The 23,336-nt window shown below is 61.2% G+C and carries 26 protein-coding genes and 1 pseudogene; 13 read left to right on the top strand and 14 right to left on the bottom strand.

Annotated features, from left to right (window positions below):
- Positions 1 to 186 precede the first annotated feature (186 nt).
- Together PSH76_RS05145 and PSH76_RS05140 are read right to left on the bottom strand one after the other, a co-directional pair.
- The gene (locus PSH76_RS05145) at positions 187 to 849 is read right to left on the bottom strand and encodes a hypothetical protein (protein ID WP_305493681.1); all 663 of its coding nucleotides are present in this window, start codon (positions 847 to 849) and stop codon (positions 187 to 189) included.
- A 140-nt stretch (positions 850 to 989) separates the two neighbouring features.
- Positions 990 to 2,048 (bottom strand): MBL fold metallo-hydrolase, encoded by a 1,059-nt coding sequence (locus tag PSH76_RS05140; RefSeq protein WP_098950563.1) that lies wholly within the window; start codon positions 2,046 to 2,048, stop codon positions 990 to 992.
- A gap of 122 nt (positions 2,049 to 2,170) precedes the next feature.
- Between PSH76_RS05140 and PSH76_RS05135 the strand changes: the two genes are divergently transcribed.
- The 3 genes from PSH76_RS05135 (at position 2,171) to PSH76_RS05125 (ending at position 5,629) form a co-directional block, all read left to right on the top strand.
- Complete coding sequence (locus PSH76_RS05135; protein ID WP_032895616.1) at positions 2,171 to 2,800, top strand: TetR/AcrR family transcriptional regulator; 630 nt, start codon at positions 2,171 to 2,173, stop codon at positions 2,798 to 2,800.
- A gap of 187 nt (positions 2,801 to 2,987) precedes the next feature.
- Positions 2,988 to 4,046: a diguanylate cyclase gene (locus PSH76_RS05130; protein ID WP_305493680.1), complete on the top strand. Its 1,059-nt coding sequence runs from the start codon at positions 2,988 to 2,990 to the stop codon at positions 4,044 to 4,046.
- A 263-nt stretch (positions 4,047 to 4,309) separates the two neighbouring features.
- The gene (locus PSH76_RS05125) at positions 4,310 to 5,629 is read left to right on the top strand and encodes a PAS domain-containing methyl-accepting chemotaxis protein (protein WP_098952624.1); all 1,320 of its coding nucleotides are present in this window, start codon (positions 4,310 to 4,312) and stop codon (positions 5,627 to 5,629) included.
- A 25-nt stretch (positions 5,630 to 5,654) separates the two neighbouring features.
- Here PSH76_RS05125 and PSH76_RS05120 read toward each other — a convergent pair whose 3' ends face one another.
- On the bottom strand, positions 5,655 to 6,539 hold the full coding sequence (locus tag PSH76_RS05120; protein ID WP_138763522.1) for a LysR family transcriptional regulator: 885 nt from the start codon (positions 6,537 to 6,539) through the stop codon (positions 5,655 to 5,657).
- Between the two features lie 80 nt (positions 6,540 to 6,619).
- Between PSH76_RS05120 and PSH76_RS05115 the strand changes: the two genes are divergently transcribed.
- Together PSH76_RS05115 and PSH76_RS05110 are read left to right on the top strand one after the other, a co-directional pair.
- Positions 6,620 to 7,327, top strand: coding sequence for a CTP synthase (locus PSH76_RS05115; RefSeq protein WP_305493679.1), 708 nt, complete (start codon positions 6,620 to 6,622; stop codon positions 7,325 to 7,327).
- Positions 7,324 to 7,644: an antibiotic biosynthesis monooxygenase gene (locus PSH76_RS05110; protein WP_305493678.1), complete on the top strand. Its 321-nt coding sequence runs from the start codon at positions 7,324 to 7,326 to the stop codon at positions 7,642 to 7,644. The genes PSH76_RS05115 and PSH76_RS05110 overlap by 4 nt, the downstream gene beginning before the upstream one ends.
- Before the next feature lie 563 nt (positions 7,645 to 8,207).
- Here the strand turns inward: PSH76_RS05110 and PSH76_RS05105 are convergent.
- The gene (locus tag PSH76_RS05105; RefSeq protein ID WP_032895610.1) at positions 8,208 to 8,531 is read right to left on the bottom strand and encodes a DUF2025 family protein; all 324 of its coding nucleotides are present in this window, start codon (positions 8,529 to 8,531) and stop codon (positions 8,208 to 8,210) included.
- 232 nt (positions 8,532 to 8,763) lie between these two features.
- Here PSH76_RS05105 and PSH76_RS05100 point away from each other — a divergent pair, with 232 nt between their 5' ends.
- From PSH76_RS05100 to PSH76_RS05090, 3 genes are all read left to right on the top strand, one after another.
- On the top strand, positions 8,764 to 9,891 hold the full coding sequence (locus PSH76_RS05100) for a glycerophosphodiester phosphodiesterase family protein (protein ID WP_032895609.1): 1,128 nt from the start codon (positions 8,764 to 8,766) through the stop codon (positions 9,889 to 9,891).
- A gap of 92 nt (positions 9,892 to 9,983) precedes the next feature.
- Positions 9,984 to 10,298, top strand: coding sequence for a PepSY domain-containing protein (locus tag PSH76_RS05095; protein ID WP_032895608.1), 315 nt, complete (start codon positions 9,984 to 9,986; stop codon positions 10,296 to 10,298).
- 145 nt (positions 10,299 to 10,443) lie between these two features.
- Complete coding sequence (locus PSH76_RS05090) at positions 10,444 to 11,463, top strand: transporter (protein WP_003193678.1); 1,020 nt, start codon at positions 10,444 to 10,446, stop codon at positions 11,461 to 11,463.
- Between the two features lie 57 nt (positions 11,464 to 11,520).
- Here the strand turns inward: PSH76_RS05090 and PSH76_RS05085 are convergent, their stop codons facing one another.
- Genes PSH76_RS05085 through PSH76_RS05075 form a run of 3 tightly spaced genes read right to left on the bottom strand, consistent with a single transcriptional unit; the run spans position 11,521 to position 14,185 of the window.
- Complete coding sequence (locus tag PSH76_RS05085; RefSeq protein ID WP_032895607.1) at positions 11,521 to 12,495, bottom strand: biotin-dependent carboxyltransferase family protein; 975 nt, start codon at positions 12,493 to 12,495, stop codon at positions 11,521 to 11,523.
- Entirely contained in the window at positions 12,492 to 13,370 is an 879-nt protein-coding gene (locus PSH76_RS05080; protein WP_032895606.1) for an allophanate hydrolase subunit 1, read from the bottom strand. The genes PSH76_RS05085 and PSH76_RS05080 overlap by 4 nt, the downstream gene beginning before the upstream one ends.
- A gap of 56 nt (positions 13,371 to 13,426) precedes the next feature.
- Positions 13,427 to 14,185 (bottom strand): 5-oxoprolinase subunit PxpA, encoded by a 759-nt coding sequence (locus PSH76_RS05075; protein WP_032895605.1) that lies wholly within the window; start codon positions 14,183 to 14,185, stop codon positions 13,427 to 13,429.
- Positions 14,186 to 14,290: 105 nt separating this feature from the next.
- Between PSH76_RS05075 and PSH76_RS05070 the strand changes: the two genes are divergently transcribed.
- Positions 14,291 to 15,208, top strand: a complete 918-nt coding sequence (locus PSH76_RS05070) for a LysR family transcriptional regulator (RefSeq protein ID WP_032895604.1) — start codon at positions 14,291 to 14,293, stop codon at positions 15,206 to 15,208.
- On the opposite strand, the gene PSH76_RS05065 is transcribed toward PSH76_RS05070, so the two are convergent.
- On the bottom strand, positions 15,205 to 16,101 hold the full coding sequence (locus PSH76_RS05065; RefSeq protein WP_032895603.1) for a LysR family transcriptional regulator: 897 nt from the start codon (positions 16,099 to 16,101) through the stop codon (positions 15,205 to 15,207). The two genes, PSH76_RS05070 and PSH76_RS05065, sit on opposite strands and share 4 nt — an antisense overlap.
- Positions 16,102 to 16,206: 105 nt before the next feature.
- On the opposite strand from PSH76_RS05065, the gene PSH76_RS05060 reads away from it, so the two are divergent.
- Positions 16,207 to 16,965 carry an SDR family NAD(P)-dependent oxidoreductase gene (locus tag PSH76_RS05060; protein ID WP_032895602.1) on the top strand — a complete coding sequence of 253 codons (759 nt, stop codon included), beginning with the start codon at positions 16,207 to 16,209 and terminating at the stop codon, positions 16,963 to 16,965.
- Between the two features lie 109 nt (positions 16,966 to 17,074).
- Here PSH76_RS05060 and PSH76_RS05055 read toward each other — a convergent pair whose 3' ends face one another.
- A complete protein-coding gene (locus PSH76_RS05055) occupies positions 17,075 to 17,512 on the bottom strand; it encodes a multidrug/biocide efflux PACE transporter (protein ID WP_098950552.1) in 438 nt (145 codons plus the stop codon).
- An 88-nt stretch (positions 17,513 to 17,600) separates the two neighbouring features.
- On the opposite strand from PSH76_RS05055, the gene PSH76_RS05050 reads away from it, so the two are divergent.
- Positions 17,601 to 18,455, top strand: coding sequence for a LysR family transcriptional regulator (locus PSH76_RS05050; protein WP_305493677.1), 855 nt, complete (start codon positions 17,601 to 17,603; stop codon positions 18,453 to 18,455).
- Between the two features lie 112 nt (positions 18,456 to 18,567).
- Here the strand turns inward: PSH76_RS05050 and PSH76_RS05045 are convergent, their stop codons facing one another.
- The 4 genes and pseudogenes from PSH76_RS05045 to PSH76_RS05030 all read right to left on the bottom strand — a co-directional run bounded on the left by PSH76_RS05045 (position 18,568) and on the right by PSH76_RS05030 (position 20,754).
- The gene (locus tag PSH76_RS05045) at positions 18,568 to 19,791 is read right to left on the bottom strand and encodes an RNA polymerase sigma factor (protein WP_305493676.1); all 1,224 of its coding nucleotides are present in this window, start codon (positions 19,789 to 19,791) and stop codon (positions 18,568 to 18,570) included.
- Positions 19,788 to 19,881 (bottom strand): annotated as a pseudogene (locus tag PSH76_RS05040) (polyketide cyclase); the annotation flags it as partial. The pseudogene PSH76_RS05040 and the gene PSH76_RS05045, both read right to left, overlap by 4 nt.
- Before the next feature lie 57 nt (positions 19,882 to 19,938).
- Positions 19,939 to 20,292 carry a YciI family protein gene (locus PSH76_RS05035; protein ID WP_032895597.1) on the bottom strand — a complete coding sequence of 118 codons (354 nt, stop codon included), beginning with the start codon at positions 20,290 to 20,292 and terminating at the stop codon, positions 19,939 to 19,941.
- Between the two features lie 42 nt (positions 20,293 to 20,334).
- Entirely contained in the window at positions 20,335 to 20,754 is a 420-nt protein-coding gene (locus PSH76_RS05030; protein WP_054918266.1) for a nuclear transport factor 2 family protein, read from the bottom strand.
- Positions 20,755 to 20,899: 145 nt separating this feature from the next.
- Between PSH76_RS05030 and PSH76_RS05025 the strand changes: the two genes are divergently transcribed.
- Positions 20,900 to 21,391: an N-acetyltransferase gene (locus PSH76_RS05025; RefSeq protein ID WP_305493674.1), complete on the top strand. Its 492-nt coding sequence runs from the start codon at positions 20,900 to 20,902 to the stop codon at positions 21,389 to 21,391.
- A gap of 49 nt (positions 21,392 to 21,440) precedes the next feature.
- On the opposite strand, the gene PSH76_RS05020 is transcribed toward PSH76_RS05025, so the two are convergent.
- A complete protein-coding gene (locus tag PSH76_RS05020; RefSeq protein WP_138763658.1) occupies positions 21,441 to 21,923 on the bottom strand; it encodes a GyrI-like domain-containing protein in 483 nt (160 codons plus the stop codon).
- 195 nt (positions 21,924 to 22,118) lie between these two features.
- On the opposite strand from PSH76_RS05020, the gene alaC reads away from it, so the two are divergent.
- On the top strand, positions 22,119 to 23,330 hold the full coding sequence (gene alaC / locus PSH76_RS05015) for an alanine transaminase (RefSeq protein WP_032895593.1): 1,212 nt from the start codon (positions 22,119 to 22,121) through the stop codon (positions 23,328 to 23,330).
- The last annotated feature ends 6 nt before the right edge of the window (positions 23,331 to 23,336 follow it).

Below are 23,336 nucleotides of genomic sequence, written 5' to 3'. Positions count from 1 at the left end.
CAGGCCTGTCGCCCATCCACCTGCCGAAACTGGTCCGATCATCAAATGCCCCTCTGTTTGACTGAGTGTGAGCGCTATCGGTCGATAACACCGCACCAGTCTAAGAGCCGGCACCCCACCACTATTTCAGGCGAATCTTGCCACCGCGTCCTCCCCTTCCCAGCCCGGTGTAGGCATCTATACCGTCTATGGCCGAAGCTGGCGGTAAGCGCGCACCAGTGCCGCCAAACCATCACCTGCCCAGCGCGCACCGTAAAACCAGACTCGGGAGCCATCCTCCAGGGTTTCACACACAAAGGGGTATCCGCTTCTTATGGCATGATGAAAGGCGGCCTGGGGATCCTCGGACACCAGGGCATCCAGGCGAAGACCTGCCACCTGCTCATCGATTTCACGACAGGCCTGCTGGCTGTCGCCACTGCCCTGCATGTCCACCGCTACCCATTGCACACCGGCGTGACGCAGGGTGTCGAAGACCCGCTGCAAAGCCGCACTGCGCTCAACCGGCTCTACCTGATTGCCCTGCACATAGTGCTCGGCATAGCCGATCCGATACCCGGTCAACGCCCGCGTGGCGGTGAAGGTGGTGTTATTCAATACTAGTGGTACTTCGACCATTACCGGTTCGGTAGGGTCCACGCCGCTGATGGCGACAAGTGATAGCGCCGGGTCACGTACTGGTCGTATATGGGGCGCCAGGGCGTTATACCCAGGGACGAGCGTGGCGCCCGCAGCCTGTTCGGCGCCAAAGACAATAGAACTGGGTACTGCATGGGGTGGCGAAGCGGGCACGTCGGCGGCGTTTATTGGCGCGGGCAGCGGCTGGGCTGGGGCACAAGGCAACCCCATTCTCCAAAGCTTCTTACAGTGGCTGTCCATCGAAACGTCCTCCCGGAGATAAAATTCCCGCGGGATCATCGCACTCTCATTTGGCGTTTGTCGCAGAGCTGAAATCCGCTGAAAAACTCTTTTCCAAGCGGGTTTTCGGCTCAGCCTGCTGCGTGTTCGTTAACCGATTGAGGCTCGACTTCCAACCACCAGGCATGCCCACGCTCGGGCTGGTTCAAGCGAAATGCCTGGCCCATTGCCGGGGTAGTGATCGAGACATTGCGCTCCCAGGCCAGGGCCATGATGCGGTCGAACGGTTCGTGCCAGGCGTGGAAGGCTAAGTCGAAGGTGCCATTGTGAATCGGCAACAGCCAGCGCCCTTTCAGATCGATATGCGCCTGCAGTGTCTGCTCAGGCTGCATGTGCACATGGGGCCAATCAACATTGTAAGCGCCGGTTTCCATCAGGGTCAGGTCAAACGGCCCGTATTGCTCGCCGATGCGTTTGAAACCGTCGAAATAGCCGGTGTCGCCACTGAAAAAGATACGTCGCGTGTCGTCGATCATCACCCAGGAGCACCACAGGGTCTGGTTGCCATCAAACAGGCCGCGCCCGGAAAAGTGCTGGGCCGGTGTGCAGACAAAACGAACGCCATCGACTTCGGTGCCCTGCCACCACTCCAGTTGGCGCACTTTGCTGGCGTCTACGCCCCATTTGACCAGCGTGTCACCCACGCCCAGGGGCGCCAGGAAGTAGCGGGTCTTTTCGGCCAATTGGACCACTGCTTTGCGGTCGAGATGGTCGTAATGATTGTGGGAAAGGATCACCGCTTCCAGCGCTGGCAGCTCTTCAAGGCTGATAGGCGGCTGATGAAAACGCTTGGGGCCGGCCCAACTGAAGGGCGAGGCGCGCTCGGCAAACACCGGGTCGGTGACCCAGAATTTACCGCGCATTTTCAGCAGCACGGTTGAATGGCCCAGGCGATACACGCTGTGATCAGGGGCGGCCAATAACTGCTCGCGAGTCAGTGGCTGTACCGGAATCTGCCCCACCGGCCGAGTGGTGCGCGGTTTGTTGAACAGCATGTTCCAGAAAATACGCAGGGTCTTGCCCAAACCACCGTGCTGCACCGGGGCGTCGTTGCTGAAGTGCCCCAGGCCCTGCTCGGCAGGTTTGGGCGCCGAGGGCGCAGGGTCGAGACGGGTTGAAATAGTGGCCATGACGAAGTGACTCCTGCGGTCCGCTCAAGTATTACACTGCACAGTGTAGTTTCTAGATTGCAACAAAATCCGGAGCAAGTAAACTGCCCGGTGTAATTTCATTGTTGAGTCGAATACCTTCCATGACTGCCCCCAAACGCCTCACCGAGCGTAAACGCGAAGCCATCGTGGCGGCGGCGATTGCCGAATTTCGCGAGAACGGCTTCGAGGTCACCAGCATGGACAAAATCGCCGCCACTGCGGGCGTTTCCAAGCGCACGGTGTACAACCATTTCCCCAGCAAGGAAGAACTGTTCGCCGAGATCCTCCACCAGTTGTGGGCCAGCAGTGTTGCCCAACTGGACGTGATCTACACCAGCGACCGCCCCCTGCGCGACCAACTGCGCACGTTGCTGGAAGCGAAAATGCAGATGATGTCGGACGCCAACTTCCTCGACCTGGCACGCGTAGCCATTGCTGCCACCATCCATTCGCCGGAGCGTGCGCAAGACATGGTCAACCGCCTCAGCGCACGGGAAGAAGGCTTTACCCAATGGGTACGCGCCGCTCAGGAAGACGGCCGCCTCACCTGCACCGACCCGGCGTTCGCTGCCCATCAGATCCAAAGCCTGCTCAAGGCCTTTGCATTTTGGCCGCAAATCACCCTCGGCCAGCCCACCCTCGACCTTGTCGCACAGGCCCACGTCATCGAATCGGCCATCGACCTGTTTCTCGCCGGTTACGAAGCCAGCACGCAGCGCCCGCCCCAGTAAGCCCTGTTGCAGGCGCGACATTTAAGGTCGTTTTTGGCGTATTTACCCGCTGTTTTGCGCAAATGGCCTGGAAGGACACTGATTATTCCTACGGGAATAATCGACAATTCACCTTTCTTATCCGACCACCGGCTCTGCCCGTTGACGCGTGCTGTTGCACCCGCAAAAAAAGTTGACCCAGGACACTATGGAAAACAGACGAGGCAAAGGGCTTTCATTTGCCAGGCGAATCTACACGCCAAGGATTATCGGCCTGGGTATCGGCAGCATCAGTGTGATCGGGGCTTTGTATCCCTTGTCGATGCCCGGTTGGGTCTGGGCGTTGCTGCTGTTCAACGGCATTGCCTGGCCGCACGTGGCGTACCTGGTTTCCACCCACTCGCCGTTTCCCTACCAGGCCGAACAACGCAACGTGATGTATGACTCGGTGCTGGGCGGTTTCTGGGCCGCTGCCGCCCAGTTTTCACCACTGACAGCGGTAACCATTCTGTCGATGATGGCCATGAACAACGTCGCAGCCGGGGGCAAACGCCTGTTCCTGCGCGGGTTGCTGGCACAGGCGGCCGGTATCGCGGTGGCCTGGGGCCTGTTCGGCGTCAAGTTCGACCCCAGCGTCAACCTCACCGAGGTCTACACCTGCCTGCCGATGCTGACGCTCTACCCGATGGCCATCGGCATGGTCTGTTACCAGTTGGCGATCAAACTGTCGGAACACAAACGCGCCCTCAGCGCCCTGAGCCGCGTCGACAGCCTTACCGGCCTGCTCAACCATGGTTCGTGGAAAGACCTGCTCAACCTCAAGTTTCACAAGTGCCAGCAGCAACAAGGCCAAGCGACCATTGCCTTGATCGATATCGACCACTTCAAGCACATCAATGATGTGCATGGCCACACCGTCGGTGACGCGGTACTGCGCCAGTTGAGCCAGGCGCTGCGCGAACACTTGCGCGAAGAAGACCTGGCCGGCCGCTACGGCGGCGATGAGTTCTGTGTGATTCTGCCGAAAATGCCCCTGCACGCCGCTGCGCAGGTGATGGAACATCTACGCGAAACCTTCAGCGGCTATCGTCATGCGCAGATCCCCGACCTGCGCGTCAGCCTGAGCATTGGCCTGGCGGATTTCCACCCGTCGTTCAAGGACGCGGTCATGTGGCTCGATGCGGCGGATCGCGCGTTGTACACCGCCAAAAACAGCGGCCGCAACCGCGTCAAGGTCAGCGAATGCACGCCCGCTCATTCAGCCTGAGTTGTCTGATGACACCTCGTCCGAATCTTGCTCCGCCCACCTGCTGCAATAGCATAATGCCGCCATTGGTCGCCTGGTCAAAATAGTCCTGCCTGATGGGCGAACTTCCAGGCCGATTGATCACTCTGAGACCGTTGTTCCACCCCCCTCTGTCAGCATCAGGAAGCTGGCAATGAGCAAGTCAACCGTAAGGCCAAGGGCCCTACGGGGTCAGGCGCAAATACATGGACCCCGCATACGCTTGCATGCCCGAGCCCTCCACCATGCTATTTCACGCTCATAAGAAAACCATCAGTACCCTGCAACACAGCCTTGCCCAACAGACCAGCCTGCTGGACGCCATTGAGCGCTCCATGGCCGTGATCGAATTCGACCTGCAAGGCACCGTGCTGCGCGCCAATGACAACTTCTTCAAGACCATGGGTTACCGCGCCGAACAGATCCTGGGGCAGCCTCACCGGATGTTCTGTACCCCGGCGTTCGCCCGCAGCGCGGATTACAACCAGCTGTGGACACACCTGCGCAACGGCCAATTCCAGTCGGGCACCTTTGAACGAGTAGGCGCCAACGGTGCCTCGGTGTGGCTGGAAGCCAGCTATAACCCGGTACGGGATGAAGCGGGGAACGTGATCAAAGTGGTGAAATACGCCATGGACGTCACCCCACGCCTGCAGGCCGAAAGTGAAGCCAACGCCAAGCTCGAAGCCATCGACCGCGCCATGGCGATGATCGAGTTCAACCTCGACGGCACCATCATCACCGCCAACGGCAATTTCCTGCAGCGCATGGGCTACAGCCTGGCGCAGATCCAGGGCAAGCATCATCGCCTGTTCTGCACACCGGAGCTGGCCAACAGTGCGGCCTACAGCGAGTTCTGGAAGCGCTTGAACCAGGGCGAGCTGTTCAATGGCCAGTTCGAGCGGGTGGACAAACACGGCCAGGTGGTGTGGCTGGAAGCCAACTACAACCCGGTGTACGACGCCAGCGGGCGCCTGTGCAAAGTGGTGAAGTTCGCCTCGGACGTCACCGCCCGCGTGCTACAGCATGCCGCCGACGCACAAAGCGCCGCACAGGCTTATCACCTGTCGTTGAACACCCAGGAGATGGCGGAAAAAGGCGCCGAGGTGATTCAGAAAACCGCCACTGGCATGCGCGAAATTGCCGTGGATATCGACACCTCTTCGCAACTGATCGCCAAGCTGGGCGAGCGCTCGCAACAGATCACCGCCATCGTCAACACCATTCGCGGCATTGCCGACCAGACCAACCTGCTGGCCCTCAACGCAGCTATTGAAGCGGCCCGCGCCGGCGAGCAGGGCCGTGGCTTTGCCGTGGTGGCTGATGAAGTGCGGCAACTGGCGGCGCGCACCAGCGGCTCCACCGCCGAAATCTCCGGCATGATCGCCATGATCCAGGACGAAACCCGCCAAGCCATCGACAGCATGGACGCCACCCGCGACCGCGCCGCCCAAGGTGTGGAACTGGCCAACCAGGCCGGCACGGTGATCCTGCAAATTCGCGAAGGCACCGGCGAGGCGGTACAGGCAGTGAGCGCGTTTGCAAACGAGCGAGGTAATCGCTGACCCATTGGCGCTGGCTGTCTGAAGGTTAACTTCGCAGCCAGCGCACATGCCGCCCCAGCTCATCAAACAGCGTCACCACCGAGCGCAACGCCCGGCAATCAGGCCGCGTCAACAACCACAGCGCCGTATCGTGCCCTGCCAGCGCAGGGCCCAGCGGTTGCAGGCCATCGCCCATGAGAAAATCCGGCAGTGCCGCCACGCCCAATCCAGCCCTTACCAATTCGGTCACCGACTGCATGCTGTTGCACCGATAACGGGGACGCACGCCCGGCAAATGTTCACGACGCCAGATGACGGTGGGGTGATCGGGTAAAAAGTCATCTGGCGCGATCCAGGCCAGGTCGGCCCACTCGTGGCCTGCATGCTGGCGCGCATAGTCGGCACTGGCACACACCTGATAGGTCACCGGCCCCAGGCAGCGTCCGACAAGATGCGCTGGCGGTGCCTTCGTCAGGCGCAGGGCGATATCCGCATCGCGGCGGCTGAGGTTGGCGAAGTCATTGGAGGTGCTCAGTTCCAGGGTCAACGCCGGGTAGGCCGGCATGAACTGCGCGAGGGCCGGCAACAGCAAGCCTTGCAACACCGAGTCGGTGCAGGTCAGGCGCACGGTGCCGCTGATCACTTCACCGCCCTGCTCCACGCCAATGCGCGCCGCCTCCAGGGCCTGCTCGGCACGCTCGGCCTGTTGTGCCAGGTTGCTCGCCAGGCTGGTGGGCAAATAACCGGCACGGCTTTTTTCAAACAGGGTCTGGCCCAGCGCCGCCTCCAGCCGCCGCACCGCACGGAACACCGTGGACACATCCACCCGCAGCAACGCCGCCGCCCGCGCCAGAGTGCCGCCGCGCACCAGGGCCAGGATCAATGACAGGTCGGCGTAGTCGATTTGATAGTGCGTGGCTGCATTGAGCATGTGGGCAAACGCCAATATTGATTGCGTGAGCGCCAATCTATAGTGGGTATCAACCCACCACAAGCCATGGGACGTACACGATGCCAACCCCCGCGCTGCACCTTGCCCTGATCGGTGACTACAACCCCGATGTGACCGCCCACCAGGCCATTCCCGTGGCCCTGCAACAGGCCGCCAACGCCCTGGGCCTGAGCGTCCAGGTGCAATGGCTGGCCACCGACACCCTCACCTGCACTTCTGCCTTGTACGATTTTGACGGCTTCTGGTGCGTGCCCGGCAGCCCCTATCGCGATATCGACGGCGCCCTGCGGGCGATCCGCTTTGCCCGCGAACAAGGTCGCCCTTTCCTCGGCACCTGCGGCGGTTTTCAACATGCCGTGCTGGAATATGCCCGCAACGTGCTCGGTTGGGCCGATGCCCAGCACGGCGAATTAGTACCGGATGCTGAGCGCGCCGTCATCACGCCGCTGGACTGCTCCCTGGTGGAAGTGAGCGACACCGTGCGCCTGGCCCCATATACGCGCATTGCCCAGGCCTACGGCAGCCTGGATATCCACGAAGGATACCGCTGCCGCTACGGCATCAACCCCACCTTCGCCGACGCCCTGCTGCAAGCCAACCTGATTCCCACCGGCCACGATTCGGCGGGCGACCTGCGCGCGGTGGAACTGCTCGACCACCCGTTCTTCGTCGCCACCCTGTTCCAGCCCGAACGCGCCGCGCTCAAAGGCATCACGCCGCCGCTGGCGATTGCGCTGCTCAAAGCCTGCCAGGAGGTATCTGCATGATCGCCAAGACACCCGCCCCACCTTATTACGCGGTGATTTTCAGCTCGCTGCGTACCGGCGCCGACCTGGGTTATGGCGAGGCCGCCACACGCATGCTGGAACTGGCCAGGCAACAACCGGGGTTTCTTGGAGTGGAATCAGCGCGGGAGGATGGGCTGGGAATCACCGTGTCCTATTGGACCAGCGAGGCGGCGATCCTGGCCTGGAAACAGCAGGCCGAGCATCGGCAGGTGCGCGAGCAAGGGCGGGCCACCTGGTATGCAGCGTTTCACACGCGGGTGTGCAAGGTAGAGCGGGCCTACACCTTCCCCACTTGAAATATTGCCCTTGTGGGAGCTGGCTTGCCTGCGATGGCCATAGGTATCTACACAATCTTGTAGGTTGTAGCAGCCAACGGTAACCACGATGCGAAGCGAGCCGCTCTTGATCTTGATCTGCTTGTGATCTTGATCTCAGGCGCCCCGTTAAACCACGCTGGCCGAACGCAGGCTTGAATTCGTGGGTAACCCGGCAGGACGCCGGGTTAGCCGCCCCGCGCCATGGATGGCGCGTGGCGGCGGCCCACGGATTCAAGCCTGCGTTCGGGCACACCGAGCCTAAGCGAGGTGCCGAGTGGTGGGGCAAGAGCCCTTTTGGTTACTTTTGGGGCTCTTTTCCAAAAGTGACCCGCTGTCAGAGCGGAACCCTAAGTGGCCGTTACCGCAGCAATGGATATGTACCCAATCCAACTGTGTCGCCTGCCAGACCGCCTTCGCGAGCAAGCCCGCTCCCACAGTTTTGACCGCGGGGTGTCAGGTAGATAAGTGTCGGCTGGCAGACCGCCATCGCAGGCAAGCCAGCTCCCACATTTGCTTGTCATCGCTTGCAAAATGACGGACGACTAACTCACCAAACTACGCAATGCGCTGATCTGCGGGATCTCTACCCGGCGCATATACACGCGTAGCGGCTCGGTGATGTTGATGCGGTCGTCGATATTCTGGTCGAGCAACAACTGCAGGCGCGCTCGGCACAGGGTCATGGTGTGGTCGGCGGCCGGCAGCCAGACGAACTCGGCTGTAGGGATGATGCCGTCATCAGCCACGTCCATGCCAAATGAGTCTTCGCTGAAACGTACGATGTACTGGCCGGTCTTGCGGTTGAGGCCGACAAATCCCTGGAGTTGGTCGGCGGCCTGGCAGATAAGCTCGGAAGTGATGCGCATGGTAAACCTCACTGAAAAGTCCCACTGGGACTGGAAAGATGGTTTACACGCGTGGCAGAAAATACCACCCTCTGACGGGGCAGCTACCCGTAAGAATACTGCAACGCCCTGCAAAAAAGCCCACAAAATTGGCCGGTGCGCACGTTAATGTCGGTTTGGTGATAGCGCCGTTCGCAATCAATTGTTAAAAAGGACACCTTCTCAAAGTTACCTCCACGAAAGGACTTCGCATATGCCTGTCACGTTTTCCAAAAGCGCCTTGCTGCTGGCGCTGATGCTCGGCCTTGGCCAGGCACAGGCTGCCGAGCCGGTCAGCCCGGCCGAATTGGCGACAAACGAAGGCATCCCCTACCCTGCCGTGATCGCTCACCGTGGCGCTTCCTACGACGCGCCTGAATCCACCGCCGCGGCCTACAAGGTTGCACGCGACCTGGGCGCCGACTACCTGGAACTGGACCTGCAACGCAGCAAAGATGGCGTGCTGTTCGCCCTGCACGACAACAACCTGCAGCGCACCACCGACGTCGCCACCAAATTCCCCGAGCGCAAAGACGCGCCCGCCAACGAGTTCACCTGGAAAGAACTGCAAACCCTCGACGCCGGCAGCTGGTTCAACGCCGCCTACCCGGACCGCGCGCGCTCTGGTTTCGTCGGCCTGAAGATTCAGAGCCTGGACGACATCATCAAGATCGCCGAAGGCAACCCCTCGCACAAACCCGGCCTGTACATCGAGACCAAGGAGCCCAAGCAGTTCCCGGGTATAGAGGCCGACCTGAAAAACAAGCTGCTCGACAAAGGCTGGCTGAGCTCCGCCGGTTCCAAGCTGGGCAAGAGCAACACCGGTGTCGGCCAGGGCAAAGGCCGCGTGGTGCTGCAAACCTTCGAAACCGCCAGCCTCAAAGAGCTGCAGAAGGAAATGCCCAATACCCCGAAAATCCTGCTGTTGTGGGTGGGTGAAGGCAGTATCGAGCCCAAATCCAAAGTGACCTTCGCCGAGTCTGGCGAAACCACCAAGGCCGCCTACTACGCCAAGCAAGAGCCCAAAGACGCCGCTGAATTCGAAAAGTGGGTCGATGAAGCCAAAAGCCTTGGCGCCATCGGCACCGGCCCGTCGGCAGAATTGACCGACCACGGCGACCAGAGCTACACCGACCTGGTGAAGCCGGAAATGAACAAGCTGACCCACGACAAGGGCCTGCTGGTGCATGTGTATACCGTGGATGAGCCGGTGGACTTCGAGAAAGTCATGAAGGCCGGCGTCGATGGCATCTTCACCAACCGCGCCGCCGAACTGCTGAAGTTCTACAAGCGCTGGCCGTCGTCCAGCGTGCAAGACCTGCTCAACGACCATAAGTACTAAAAGCATTGGTGTCAGTGAGCCATTAAGGATGAGTTAAGTTGCGCCGGTTAATCTGGCGCCACTTAAACAGCTCAACCAGAAGGACACACACTATGAAAACCTTGACTGCCCTGTTCGCCGCTACTGCCCTGACTTTGACCGCCGGCCTGGCCCAGGCTGACGTTCGTCCGGATCATATCGAAGCCCTGCTCAAGTCCGGCGCTGTGATGTCTTTCGACAAGCTCAACGCAGCAGCCGTGGCAACTCACCCTGGTGCTTCGATCACTGACACTGAGCTGGACACCAAACACGGCGTCGCCGACCAGTATGTCTACGAAGTGGACCTGACCGATACCACCGGCAAGCGCTTTGAAGTGAAGCTCGATGCCAAAACCGGTGCCGTGCTGGAAAACAAGCAAGACACCTGAGTTGTATCCCCAAAAAACGCGCCACCTTCGGGTGGCGCGTTTTTTTATGCGCGCCTCAAACCGTCACATAACCGTCATACCGCCTTGCAATGATTCGCCTGGGAACCTGTGAAACGTCCTACAGGCCCTTTCTCTGCGAGTCGCCATGAACCACAGCATCGACCACGCCCACCAGGATTCCGATCTGTTTGGCCTGCTTTACGGTTTTCGTTTTCGCCCCGGCGAGAAAGGCCAACAAATTGATTCCGCCACAGCCCTCGCCGCCTTGCAGCAACCGCCAGACCCGGAAGAATTCCTGTGGCTGCACCTGAACCTGGCCCACGCCGCCTGCGAGCGCTGGATGCAGGCGCATTTGTCGCTGCCGGAAGAGTTTTTTGAAGCCCTGCACGAGGGCTCGCGCTCCACACGCATCGAGCATGTGGACTCGGCCTTGTTGGCGGTGGTCAACGATGTGGTGTTCAACTTCAGCAGCATGGTGTCGTCGGATATTTCCACGCTGTGGGTGTGCGCGCGCAGCCGCTTGCTGGTGAGCGCACGCCTGCAGCCGTTGCACTCGGTGGATAAATTACGCTCGTCGGTGAAGGCCGGCGAACACTTTCGCTCGCCGTTGGAGCTGCTGGTACACCTGCTGCGCGACCAGGGCGAAGTGCTGACACAGATCGTGCGCAAGACCAGTATCAGCGTCGACCATATCGAAGATCAGCTGTTGTCTTCGCGCCTGTCCACCAACCGCGCCGAACTGGGTGCCGCCCGCCGCGTGCTGGTGCGCCTGCAACGCCTGCTGGCGCTGGAACCGGGCTCGCTGCTGCGCCTGCTCAATCGCCCGCCGCAATGGCTGCAAAAGGAAGACGTGAAAGAGCTGCGCAAATCCACCGAGGAGTTTGCGCTGATCATCAACGACCTGACCGCCCTGGGCGAGCGCATCAAGCTGTTGCAGGAAGAGATCGCCGCCAACCTCAATGAACAGAGCAACCGCACATTGTTTACCCTCACGGTGGTGACGGTGCTGGCGCTGCCGATCAATATCATTGCCGGCTTTTTTGGCATGAATGTGGGTGGGGTGCCCCTGTCTCAAGACCCGGAAGGCTTCTGGATATTGGTGGCACTGGTTGCCACCTTCACCTTGATCGCCGGGCGCTGGGCCTTTCGCAAATTCTCAAATTGAAATAAGCCCCAACTGTGGGAGCTGGCTTGCCTGCTCCCACAGGGGTTATGCGTATGTTCAGTGATTGAAGAGTCCAGCCATCGCTTTGAGCCGCTTCTTGTATACCCGCCGCGCCTCCAGGGCCTCCTCCAGGCTTACCGCCACAAACCCCGCTCGCTGGTTGGGCTGCATCTGCCCAATCAAGTCCAGGTCGGCGCTGATCACCGTGCCAATCATTGCGTAGCCACCGCCCGACACCGCATCGCGGTGCAGCACAATCGGCTCCAGCCCCGCCGGTACTTGAATCGAGCCAATCGGGTAGCAACTGTCGACGATGTTGGACGGATCGGAGCCCGCGCCAAACGGCTGTTCCCGTGGCTGGAAGCTCAACGCGCTGCCGCCCTTGAAGCGATAGCCGATGCGATCGGCCTCGGAGCCCACCGTCCACGGTTCGGCAAAAAAACTGCTTTTGGCCTCGTCAGTCAAGCGCTCGTAATACAGCCCCGGCACCACCCGCAAGGTCACATCGCCGCCGACCGAACGCCGCAACGCCATCGGCAAGCTATTGCCCGCACGCCCGGTACCGCTGGCGGTACCGATCGGCAATTGATCGCCCTCCTGCAAGCGCCGGCCATTAAACCCGCCGAGGGCACCGAGGGTGTAGGTGGAGCGGCTGCCGAGCACCAACGGCACGTCGATACCGCCGGCGACGGCAAGATAAGTGCGTGCGCCGGCCTTGGGAAATTCGAACCGCAGCACCTGCCCGGCGCGCACGGCAAAAGCGGTGTCTTGGTGCACCACTTCGCCGTCCAGGCGCGGCGACATCAAGGCGCCGCTCAAGGCCACCAGCGCGTCCTGCTGGAACTCCAGCTCCGGTCCGATCAGCGTGCATTCCAGGCCCGCCGCGCCCATGGGGTTGCCCACCAGGTGGTTGGCCGCACTCAACGCGTATTGGTCCAGCGCCCCCGACGGTGGGATGCCCAAGTGGTAATAACCTTCACGGCCCAGGTCCTGCACGGAGGTGGCGAGGCCAGGTTTGAGGACCTTGATCATGCCAGCGCCTCCTGCAGGGTTTTCGGATAGCCGATGGGGTCGGCGAGAAAGGCATCCAGGGAAAATTCCACCGGGCGAATGCGCAAGTCGAAACGCCCCGCGTCCACCTCGGCGACCGCCAGGTCATAAGCCTCGCGGTCTATCGGCTTGAACTGCACGATATCGCCGGGGCGGAAGAACACCATGTGCGCCTTGAGGTACGCCAACTGCTGCGCCGGGTCGTAGATCGGTGCCGGGGTGACGCCGAACATCTGGTAACCGCCCGCCCCTCGCACTGAGTAGATACAGCCAAAGCAGCCGCCATGGCCCAGGGTCAGTTTCGGTGTGTCGGTGCGTGGTCGCAGGTACTTGGGCACCTGCAATTGCCGCTCGCGTTCGACCATCTGGAACATGAACGGCAAGCCCGCGACAAACCCCACCATCGACACAAACCACGGCGCGCCACTGTGGGCGGCAATGAACGCGTTTACGTCGGCCAGGCCATTGATGCGTGCGGCGTATTCCAGGTCGGTGCCGCTGGGGTCTTGGTGGCGGTCACGAAAGCGCATCAGGGTTTCGTGAGTCCAGGGGTCGTTATAGAGCACCGGGATTTCGATGATGCGCGTGCGCAAGGTGCGTTCGGCCACGGCCTGGGCTTCGGCGCTTTGCACGGCGTCGAGCAGCGCGTGAGGGGCGATGCGGTCGGGGTCGAAGCGAATCTGGAACGATGCATTGGCCAGGCAGACATCCAGTACGCCTTCCAGCGCCAGGCGCTCCACGGCGCGGGTCACCGCCATGCCCTTGAAAAAAGCCTCCAGGGACATGCTGTCGCTGACCTCGGCAAACAGGTGTTCATCACCGCCGAAGCTATAGCGGATGGGGGACGTTTCAGCCATGTCTGTTCCTCTTGGAATCATTGTAGAAAGGCAGGCAAAAAAGTAAGGGGTGGATCTTATTGGGGTGTTCTGACGTCGATACCCGCCTGGTCCAGGGCTGCACGGGTGGCCTCCACCAGATCCAGGGCGCCAGGGGTGTCGCTGTGCAGGCAGATGGAATCGAACTCGATGGCCAGGTCTTCGCCTTCGACGGTACGCACCAGGCCGGTCTGGCAGGCGCGCAAGACCCGCGCGGCAACCGTGGCGGGGTCCAGCGCCCGCACATTGCGAGTAAACACGATGGAGCCGCTCAGGTCGTATTCACGGTCGGCATAGAACTCGCGCACCACCGGCTGCCCCAGTTCCTTGGCAATGCGCCAGATCACCGAGTTGGGCATGCAGTACAGCAACAGCGTGGGCTCGATGATCTGCAGGTTTTGCACCAACAGCCGCGCAGCTTCTTCATCGCGGGCCAGGTGCATGTACAGCGCGCCGTGAGGCTTGATGTGTTGCAAGGCCATGCCTTGGGCGCGGGCTATTTCGCGCAAGGCACCGAGCTGGTAGAGCATGTCGTCCACCAGTTCCTGAGCCGGTGCGTTGATATGTCGGCGACCGAAACCCACCAGGTCACGAAAGCCTGGGTGCGCGCCGATGGCCACCCCCAGTTGCTTGGCGCGCTCGACAGTGCGGCGCATGGTGCCGGGGTCGCCGGCGTGAAAGCCGGTAGCGATATTGGCCGAGCTGATGTAGGCCATCAGCTCTGCGTCAACGCCGTCGCCGATGGTCCAGGGGCCAAAGCCTTCGCCCATGTCTGAATTGAAATCCACTGCCTGCATCGAGGTCGCTCCGCCAAAGGTGATGCCCGCAAAGTAGGCTGGGGCTTGACCCCTTGGGAAGATCTATTATCAGATGGCCCATCTTCTGAAAATCAGATATCGCTCATGTCCCTCACCTTGCGCCAGGTTCGCTACTTCGTCGCCACCGCCGAGATTGGCCAGATTTCCCAGGCGGCGATTCACTTGAATATTTCCCAATCGGCGGTGACCACGGCGATCAAGGAGCTGGAAGCCATGCTCGGCGTGCAGCTGTTTGTGCGCTCGGCCCAGGGCATGAACCTCACCGATGCCGGGCGGCATTTTCTCAACCGTGCCTATGTGATTGTGCGCAGCGTGGACGACGCCCTCAACAGCCCGTTGCCGGACTACCGCGCCAGCGGCGTGCTGCGGGTGGCGGCCAGTTACACCGTGCTGGGTTATTTCCTGCCGCACCATTTACAGCGCATGGAGCATTGGCATCCGGACGTGACCATCGAGGTGTTCGAACAGGAACGCCAGGCCATCGAACAGGGCCTGCTCGACGGCCAGTTCGACATGGCCGTGGTGCTCACCGCCAACCTCACCCACGCCGATATCGTCTCGGAAATTCTATTCAACTCCGAGCGCCGCCTGTGGCTGCCCAGCCATCACCCATTGTGCGAACGCGGTGCCGTGAGCCTGGCGGACGTGGCCCAAGAACCCTACATTTTGCTCACCGTCGATGAAGCCGAACACAGCGCCATGCGCTACTGGGAACAGGCCGGGCAAACCCCCAAGGTGCGTCTGCGCACCAGCTCCGTGGAGGCGGTGCGCAGCATGGTTGCCAACGGCAGCGGCGTGGCGATCCTGTCAGACCTGGTGCACCGGCCCTGGTCCCTGGAAGGCAAGCGCATCGAAACCCTGACCGTCACCGACCCGGTCACGCCCATGAGCGTCGGCCTGGCCTGGCACCGCGAGCGCGCGTTTACCCCGGCGATGCAAGCGTTCCGGGACTACTTCCACGACGCGTTCCTGGCACCGCAGCAGTTGTCGGCGCGCCGCTAGAGATGGGCTTGCAGGGTGGCGGCCAACCAGTCCATGAACACCCGCACTCGCAATGGCAAATGCCGCTGGCCGGCGTACAACAACGACACATCCAGGGGCGGCGCCTGGTAGTCGGGCAACACCGCCACCAACTCGCCGCTGGCCAACAAGTCGCGTATGCCGAGCTGCGGCACCTGGGTGATGCCAAACCCGCCCAGGCACGCCGACTGATAGGCGTCGGTGCTGTTGACCGTCACCCGGCCTGCCATCGGTAACCGTTGCACCTTGTTGCCCACCAGGTATTCGAACCCGGCCGAGCGTGCGCCCAGTGGCCGCACGTAATGCACCAACTGGTGATGCGCCAGGTCTGCCAGGGTTTCGGGCACGCCATACCGTTGCAGGTACGCCGCGCTCGCGCAGTTGACCATCGGCATGCTGCACACCCGCCGCGCTACCACGGTTTGATCGGGCTGGGCGCCGACGCGCACCACGCAGTCGAACCCTTCGGCGATCAGGTCCACCTGGCGGTCCGAACAACTGATCTCCATGTCGATCAGTGGGTGGCGCGTCATGAAGGTGGGCAGGTTCGGCAAGATCACGCTGCGCGCCATGACATTGGGCATGTCCACCCTTATGCGCCCGGCCAGTTGAGTTTCATCCTGGCGAAACAAGCCCTCCAGTTCCTCCATGTGCGCCAGCAGGTCCTTGCTGCGTTCGTACAGCACACGACCATCCTGGGTCGCCTGCACCTTGCGTGTGGTGCGTTGTAACAGCCGTGCGCCCAGCAGTTCTTCCAGCGCCTGCACATGCTCGGACACGGTGGAGCGCGGCAGGCCGAGACTTTCACCGGCCTTCGTGAAACTCGACAATTCCGTCACTCGCACAAAGGTACGCAGTAGCTCTAGCTTGTTCATGGATTGTTCGCCTTATCCGGCCAGTGATTCCGTTATAGCGCTGTTTATCACGTAATGGGCGGACAAATACACTCAGTCCCACTAACCCCGTTCGAGGACTGCACCATGACCCGTAAAATCGCACTCATCACCGGCGCCAGCCGTGGCCTGGGCAAAAGCGCCGCTCTGCACCTGGCTGCGCAAGGCATCGACATCATCGGTACCTACCACAGCGCAGCGGCCGAAGCCCAAGCCGTGGTTGCCCAAGTAGAGGCTTTGGGTGGCCGCGCCGCCATGCTGCAACTGGATGTAAGCCAGAGCGCGACCTTCGATGCATTCGTTGGCCAGATCGGTAAGTTGCTCAAGGATGTGTTCGCCGTGGATCGCTTCGATTTCCTGATCAACAACGCCGGAGTCGGCACCCACGCAAGCTTTGTCGAGACCACCGAAGCCCAGTTTGACCAGTTGGTGGCGATCCACGTGAAGGCGCCGTTTTTTCTCACGCAAAAACTGCTGCCGTTGATCAACGACGGCGGGCGCATCATCAATATCTCCAGCGGCCTGGCGCGCTTCAGCCTGCCGGGTTATGCGGCCTACGCGTCCATGAAAGGCGCGGTGGAAGTGTTGTCGCGCTACCAGGCTAAAGAGCTCGGCCCACGGGGGATTACCGTGAACACCCTGGCACCGGGTGCGATTGCCACCGACTTCGGCGGCGGCGCGGTACGCGATAACACCGACGTGAATGCGATGGTGGCCAACAACACCGCCCTGGGCCGCGCTGGCTTGCCGGACGATATTGGCGGGGCGATTTCGATTTTGCTGGCCGATGGCAGCCACTGGATCACCGGCCAGCGGATCGAGGCGTCGGGCGGGATGTTCCTCTAAACGGCGGCCTCCTCTGTAGGAGCGAGCTTGCTCGCGAAAAACTCAAGAGCGCCGCGTGTTTCCAAAGGCTCCGCGTTATCGTTGGCGATCTTCGCGAGCAAGCTCGCTCCTACAGGGTGGCTGGGGTTTTACCGGCAAATTTCTCGCGCAACACGTCGTAACCCCAGTGGTACACGTAGGTGTACGGCAGGAAGAACAACAACACACCAATGTCGAGGATGAAGGCTTCCAACAGGCTGATCTTCATCAAGGCGGCAATCAACGGCACCGCCAAGAGGATCAGGCCACCTTCAAACAGCAGCGCATGCAGCACACGGGTCCAACTGCCGTTGGCCAGTTGCAGGCGGGTTTTAAGGCGGTCGAACAGGCTGTTGAATACCACGTTCCAGCTCAGTGCCAACAGGCTGATGCCCAAGGTCACTGCGCCCATCTCCAGCGCCGGCCGGCCGGTGATCCACACCAGCAGTGGCGTGCAGATCAACAAGGCCAGCCCTTCGAAACCAAGGGCTTGAAAAACGCGTTCAGTAAGGGATTTGGTAGGGGTCATGACCCGGCTCCGTGAGTGACGATGGTTGCCATGATCAGGCTTTGTCTCGATACTTCATAACCAATAACCATCGATCAAGGCGATAGTCATGGCCTCCCATGAAGTGCTCCAGGCGTTTGTCCAGGCGGCCACCCAAGGCTCGTTTTCTGCAGCGGCGCGCAAGCTGGGCAAGAGCCAGTCCACCGTGAGCGCGGCGGTGGCCAGCCTTGAGATCGACTTGGACGTGGTGCTGTTTGACCGCAGCAGCCGCAAACCGACCCTTACGCCTGCGGGGCATGTTTTGCTGCAACGGGCTGAGCAAGTGCTGGAAGCCAGTAGCCGCCTGGAGCTGGCGGCCAGTCAGTTATCGCAAGGCCTGGAGCCGAAGCTGAGTATCGCCATGTCCGATACTTACCAATCCGATCGGTTCGAGGTCGCCCTCACCGCCTTCGAACAACGCTACCCGGACCTTGAGCTGGAATGCCTGATCGCGGAATGCGAAGACCTGATCGCGCTGGTGCAAAGTGGCCGGGCGCAGATCGCGTTTATCGAGCAACAGGAAGTCTACCCGCCGGACTTGACGTTTTCCCCCGTGGAGGAACGCACGGAGATCGCGCTGTTCGTCTCGCCCAAACACCCGTTGGCGAGCCTGGAAAAGGTTACCCCGCACACCCTGCAACAACACCGGGAGCTGCGCTTGGCGAGCATCATCAGCCCCAATGAAAACCGCAGCACCCAGCGCGTATGGTCGGCACCGAGTTACCTGATGCTGATGGAAATGGCCCAATTGGGTTTTGGTTGGGCACCGATTCCGCGCTGGCTGGTGGAGCGCTTTGGCGGCAACCAGTTGGTTGAACTCAAGGTGCGCAGTTGGCCACGCTCGGTGGCGGTGGATGCGTTGTGGTCGCGGCAACAGCCACCGGGGCCTGCGGGGAGTTGGTTGCTGGGCAAGATGCTGGAATGAGCCTGTAGGAGCGAGCTTGCTCGCGAAGAACGTCAACGATAACGCGTGCTTCCTGAAGAAACGCGGCGTCGGTGAGTTTCTCGCGAGCAAGCTCGCTCCTACATTTGGATCGTCACTGTCTGGGGGAATTGAGTTCGGCGAGGCGTCCCGTGATGAAGCGTTTTTCTGGCGCCTGTTGGGTCAGGGCCAAGGCCTTTTCGTACGCGCTGCGGGCTTCGTCAAACCGCCCCAACTGCCGGCAAAACTCCCCACGCGCCGAATGCGCCAAGTGGTAGTCCTGCAGCTCACCGCGCTGCAATAGGTCGTCTACCAGCGCCAACCCCGCCAACGGCCCCTGCTCCATCGCCACCGCGACCGCACGGTTCAACTCGATCACCGGCGACGGCACAGCCCTGAGCAATACATCGTAGAGCCCGACAATCTGCCGCCAATCGGTTTGCCCCGCATTGGGCGCCTCGGCGTGTACGGCGGCAATCGCCGCCTGCAGACAATACGGTCCAAAGCGCCGCGTGGTGAGCGCCTGCTCCACCAGTGCACAGCCTTCAGCAATCAAGGCGCTGTCCCAAAGCGTACGATCCTGAGCGTCCAACAGCACCAGTTCGCCGCTGGCAGAAGTGCGGGCGGGCCGGCGCGACTCGTGCAGCAGCATCAACGCCAGCAAGCCCATGACTTCCGGCTCGGGCAACAACTCCAGCAGCAAACGGCCCAGGCGAATGGCCTCCAGGGTCAGGTCTTCACGGGTGAGGTCGGCACCCGCTGAGGCCGAATAGCCCTCGTTGAACACCAAGTAAATCACCCGCAGCACACTGTCCAACCGTTCGGGCAATTCGGCGCGGGACGGCACTTGATAGGGGATTTTCGCTTCACGGATCTTGCCCTTGGCGCGCACGATGCGTTGGGCAATGGCGGTGGGCGTGGCAAGAAAAGCGTGGGCGATGGCCTCGGTGCTCAGGTCGCAGATCTCGCGTAAGGTCAGCGCAACCTGGGCGTCGGCTGCCAACGCCGGGTGGCAGCAGGTGAACATCAGGCGCAGGCGGTCGTCTTCCACGTCTTCATCACTCCACGGCGCGGCTTCCAGCGCGTCGGCCTGCTCCTCCAGTAACGGGGTAAACCGCGACTGGCGCCGCAGGCGGTCGATGGCCTTGAAGCGGCCGGTGGACACCAGCCACGCCCGAGGATTATCCGGCACGCCATCCTCGGGCCAGCGCTGCACGGCGACAAAAAACGCCTCGTGCAGCGCCTCCTCGGCCAGGTCGAAATCCCCCAGCACGCGAATCAACGTCGCGAGCACGCGGCGTGATTCGCTGCGGTAAATGGCGTCGATCTGCGCGGTCAATCGACCATGCCCTCGGCCACCCACTTCACCAGGCGGTCCAGGCTCTGGCCCCAGCCGTCATGAAAGCCCCATGGCCTCGTGGGCTTGCTGGACAGTTCACATTCAGCGGGTTGAGTGTTCACGGGGAAACCTCCTCACGTCTTTTGATTATTGTGTTGAGAGATCCAATTGGCGCACGGGGCGCACTTCCACACTGCCGACCCGGGCCGCCGGAATGCCGCCCGCCACCTGGAGCGCTTCATTGAGGTCCTTGGCGTCGATCAGGTAGAACCCGGCGAGCTGCTCCTTGGTTTCGGCAAACGGCCCGTCGGTGATCGACAGCTTGCCGTTGCGCATGCGCACGGTAGTGGCGGTGGTCACCGACTCCAGCGGCTCGGCGGCCAGCATGCGCCCGCTGGCCTGGATGGCCTCGGCGTAGGCCAGGCATTCCGAGTCATGGGGGCTGTCGGGCGAGGTGTGCAACACCTGCTCGTCGCTGTAGATAAGGCACAGGTATTTCATGGCGTTCTCCGTTTTCGGACTACTGACTATAGTTCGCGGTGCTCAAGGTTTCAGGTCGAACAACGCCGTGCCGCTTTGCATATCAAACGGTGCCGACCAGTGCTCGTGCACCACCTTCCATTGGCCATCGATGCGCTGGTAGCCAGCGGTGACGCGCATCCAGCAGGCCTTCACCTCACCGTCCGGCCCGGCACCGCCGCAATGGGCCAGCCAATGGGCGAATGCGCTGTCTGGCGCTTCGACGACATGCAGTTCATGAAACTCGAAGATGCCGGGGCCGGGGCAGTGCTCCATACACGCTTCCCAGTGCGCGCGGTAGGCCGCCTTGCCCTTGAATTGCAAGGCGGTTACCGCGTCGAACGAGACGATATCGTCGGCGTAAAAGCTGACAATCTGGTCGATATCGCGGCTGACAACGGCGTGTTTCCATTGCTCGATCAAGCTCTTGATTGCAGTGCTCATGGCGATGACTCCTTGGGGTGGAAAATCACGGAAGACATCCTTAGTCGAATGGCCCGAAGGGAAATCGACATCCCCCTGAAAAATAATTTCCCGTGGCCCAAACCCGATAAACTGCCACTTCCCTTGCAGCCGTTCGGACAGCCCCATGCAAACCCGCCTCGTTGCCTACGAGGCGCTGAACGCTGTGCAACAACAGCACGTCGGCGCCATCGAAGTTCACCCTGAGCAACTGCCGTTTTGCGGTGATATGTATTGCGCGCTCAACACTCTGCTCGCCAAGCCAAGCCCTGGGGTCAAGGGCTTTGCGCTGTTGGCCGATGACCTTCCCGTGGCGTTCCTGCTGCTCAAGCGCCCACCGTGCCTGCCTCATTGGGCCGATGAACACAGCGCCACGCTCCACGCGCTACAGGTAGACCGGCATCAGCAGGGGCGTGGATACGGCAAGGTGTGTTTGCAGGCGTTGCCCGCCGTGGCGCGTGAGGCGTGGCCGCAGATCAAGGGGTTGGAGTTGTCGGTGGATACCCACAACCTGGCGGCGATGGGGTTGTACCTGGGGGCGGGATGGGTGGATCGCGGTGAGGCGTACAAGGGCCGCGTGGGGTATGAGCGCCGGTTGAGTTTCAGGTTTGATCCATAGCGGCAATGTCACGTAAACATGTTCTGTTTACGTGACATCCGGTGCAGTGTCAGCCCCGCTCCCCGATCGGCAGCCAGATTTCCACCGTCCCCGTGCCCTTCCTGGCATCGAAATCCGCGCTGTAGCGCTCGAAATCTGCGCCCATGACCTTGTAGCCCGAATGCGGCAGCCATTCAAACATGATGCGCTCGTAGGTTTGCTCAAGCGCCTGCACCGGCCCGTAGTGGGGGAACACGGCATAGTTGAGCGGCGGGATTTCGATGTACTCGAAATTGCTCGGCACATCCTTTTTAGCCGGGACTTCAACCCCTGCCAGGTAATCGAATTCGCCGTGGTGCGGGTTATGGCACACCCCGTAGGTCACACCGCCGACGCGCTTCTTGAGGTATTTGATACAGGTATCGAACAACTCCCACAGCCGTGGGATATCGCCCACGGTGGCCTTCGAATATCGCCCTTGCACCCCGGCGATCACCAGGGCTTTGCCGGCTTCCAAGCGTAACTCCAACGGTTTTTTTGTCTGCTGATCCATACGAACAGTCTCCTTCTTATGAGGGAACAAACCCGCATCGAGTATAGGGGCATATCTGCGTTGCACTCCATGTAGAAAAATTTCCTACGCATCTAGACAACTGGCCATCATCGCCCGTATTGTCTGCCCCGCAGGCCACCGCAGTGGCCGACGTCGCTCGGACGGTTCCGGGCGCTTACGTACCTCGAGGCAACAATGGCAGACCAAGGTTCGCCGCGCCGCTTTGCGCGCATAGATCGACTCCCCCCGTATGTTTTCAATATCACTGCCGAGCTGAAGATGGCTGCGCGTCGGCGCGGCGAAGACATCATCGACTTGAGCATGGGTAACCCTGACGGCGCCACGCCTCCTCATATCGTGGAGAAAATGGTCACCGTCGCCCAGCGTGAAGACACCCACGGCTACTCCACCTCCAAAGGTATTCCGCGCCTGCGCCGGGCGATTTCGCGCTGGTACAAGGACCGTTACGCGGTAGATATCGACCCGGAGTCCGAAGCCATCGTGACCATCGGTTCCAAGGAAGGCCTGGCGCACTTGATGCTGGCCACCCTGGACCAGGGCGATACCGTACTGGTGCCCAACCCCAGCTACCCGATTCATATCTACGGCGCAGTGATTGCCGGCGCCCAGGTGCGTTCGGTGCCGCTGATACCCGGCGTGGATTTCTTCGCTGAGCTGGAGCGCGCGATTCGCGGCTCGATCCCCAAGCCGAAGATGATGATCCTCGGCTTCCCGTCCAACCCGACCGCGCAGTGTGTGGAACTGGACTTCTTCGAACGGGTGATCGCCCTGGCCAAGCAGTACGACGTACTGGTGGTGCACGACCTGGCCTACGCCGACATCGTCTACGACGGCTGGAAAGCCCCCTCGATCATGCAAGTGCCCGGCGCCAAGGACATTGCGGTGGAGTTTTTCACCCTGTCCAAGAGCTACAACATGGCTGGCTGGCGCATTGGCTTCATGGTGGGCAACCCGGAACTGGTCAACGCCCTGGCGCGCATCAAGAGCTACCACGACTACGGCACCTTCACCCCGCTGCAAGTGGCGGCAATTGCGGCGCTGGAAGGCGACCAACAGTGCGTCAAAGACATCGCCGAGCAGTACCGCCAGCGCCGCAATGTGCTGGTCAAAGGCCTGCATGAGCTGGGCTGGATGGTGGAGAACCCGAAGGCGTCGATGTATGTCTGGGCCAAGATTCCCGAGCAGTACGCGGCCATGGGCTCGCTGGAGTTTGCCAAGAAACTGCTATTGGAAGCGAAGGTGTGTGTGTCGCCGGGGATCGGCTTTGGTGAGTATGGCGACGATCATGTGCGCTTTGCGCTGATCGAAAACCAGGACCGGATTCGCCAGGCCGTGCGCGGGATTCGCGGGATGTTCAGGGCGGATGGGTTGGTCAGCAAAGCCTGACCTGCC

This window comes from Pseudomonas sp. FP215 (assembly GCF_030687795.1).
In the GTDB taxonomy this organism is placed as follows: domain Bacteria; phylum Pseudomonadota; class Gammaproteobacteria; order Pseudomonadales; family Pseudomonadaceae; genus Aquipseudomonas; species Aquipseudomonas salmasensis.
The sequence above is the reverse complement of the archived record's forward strand: the minus strand, read 5'-3'. Positions and strand labels throughout refer to the sequence as shown.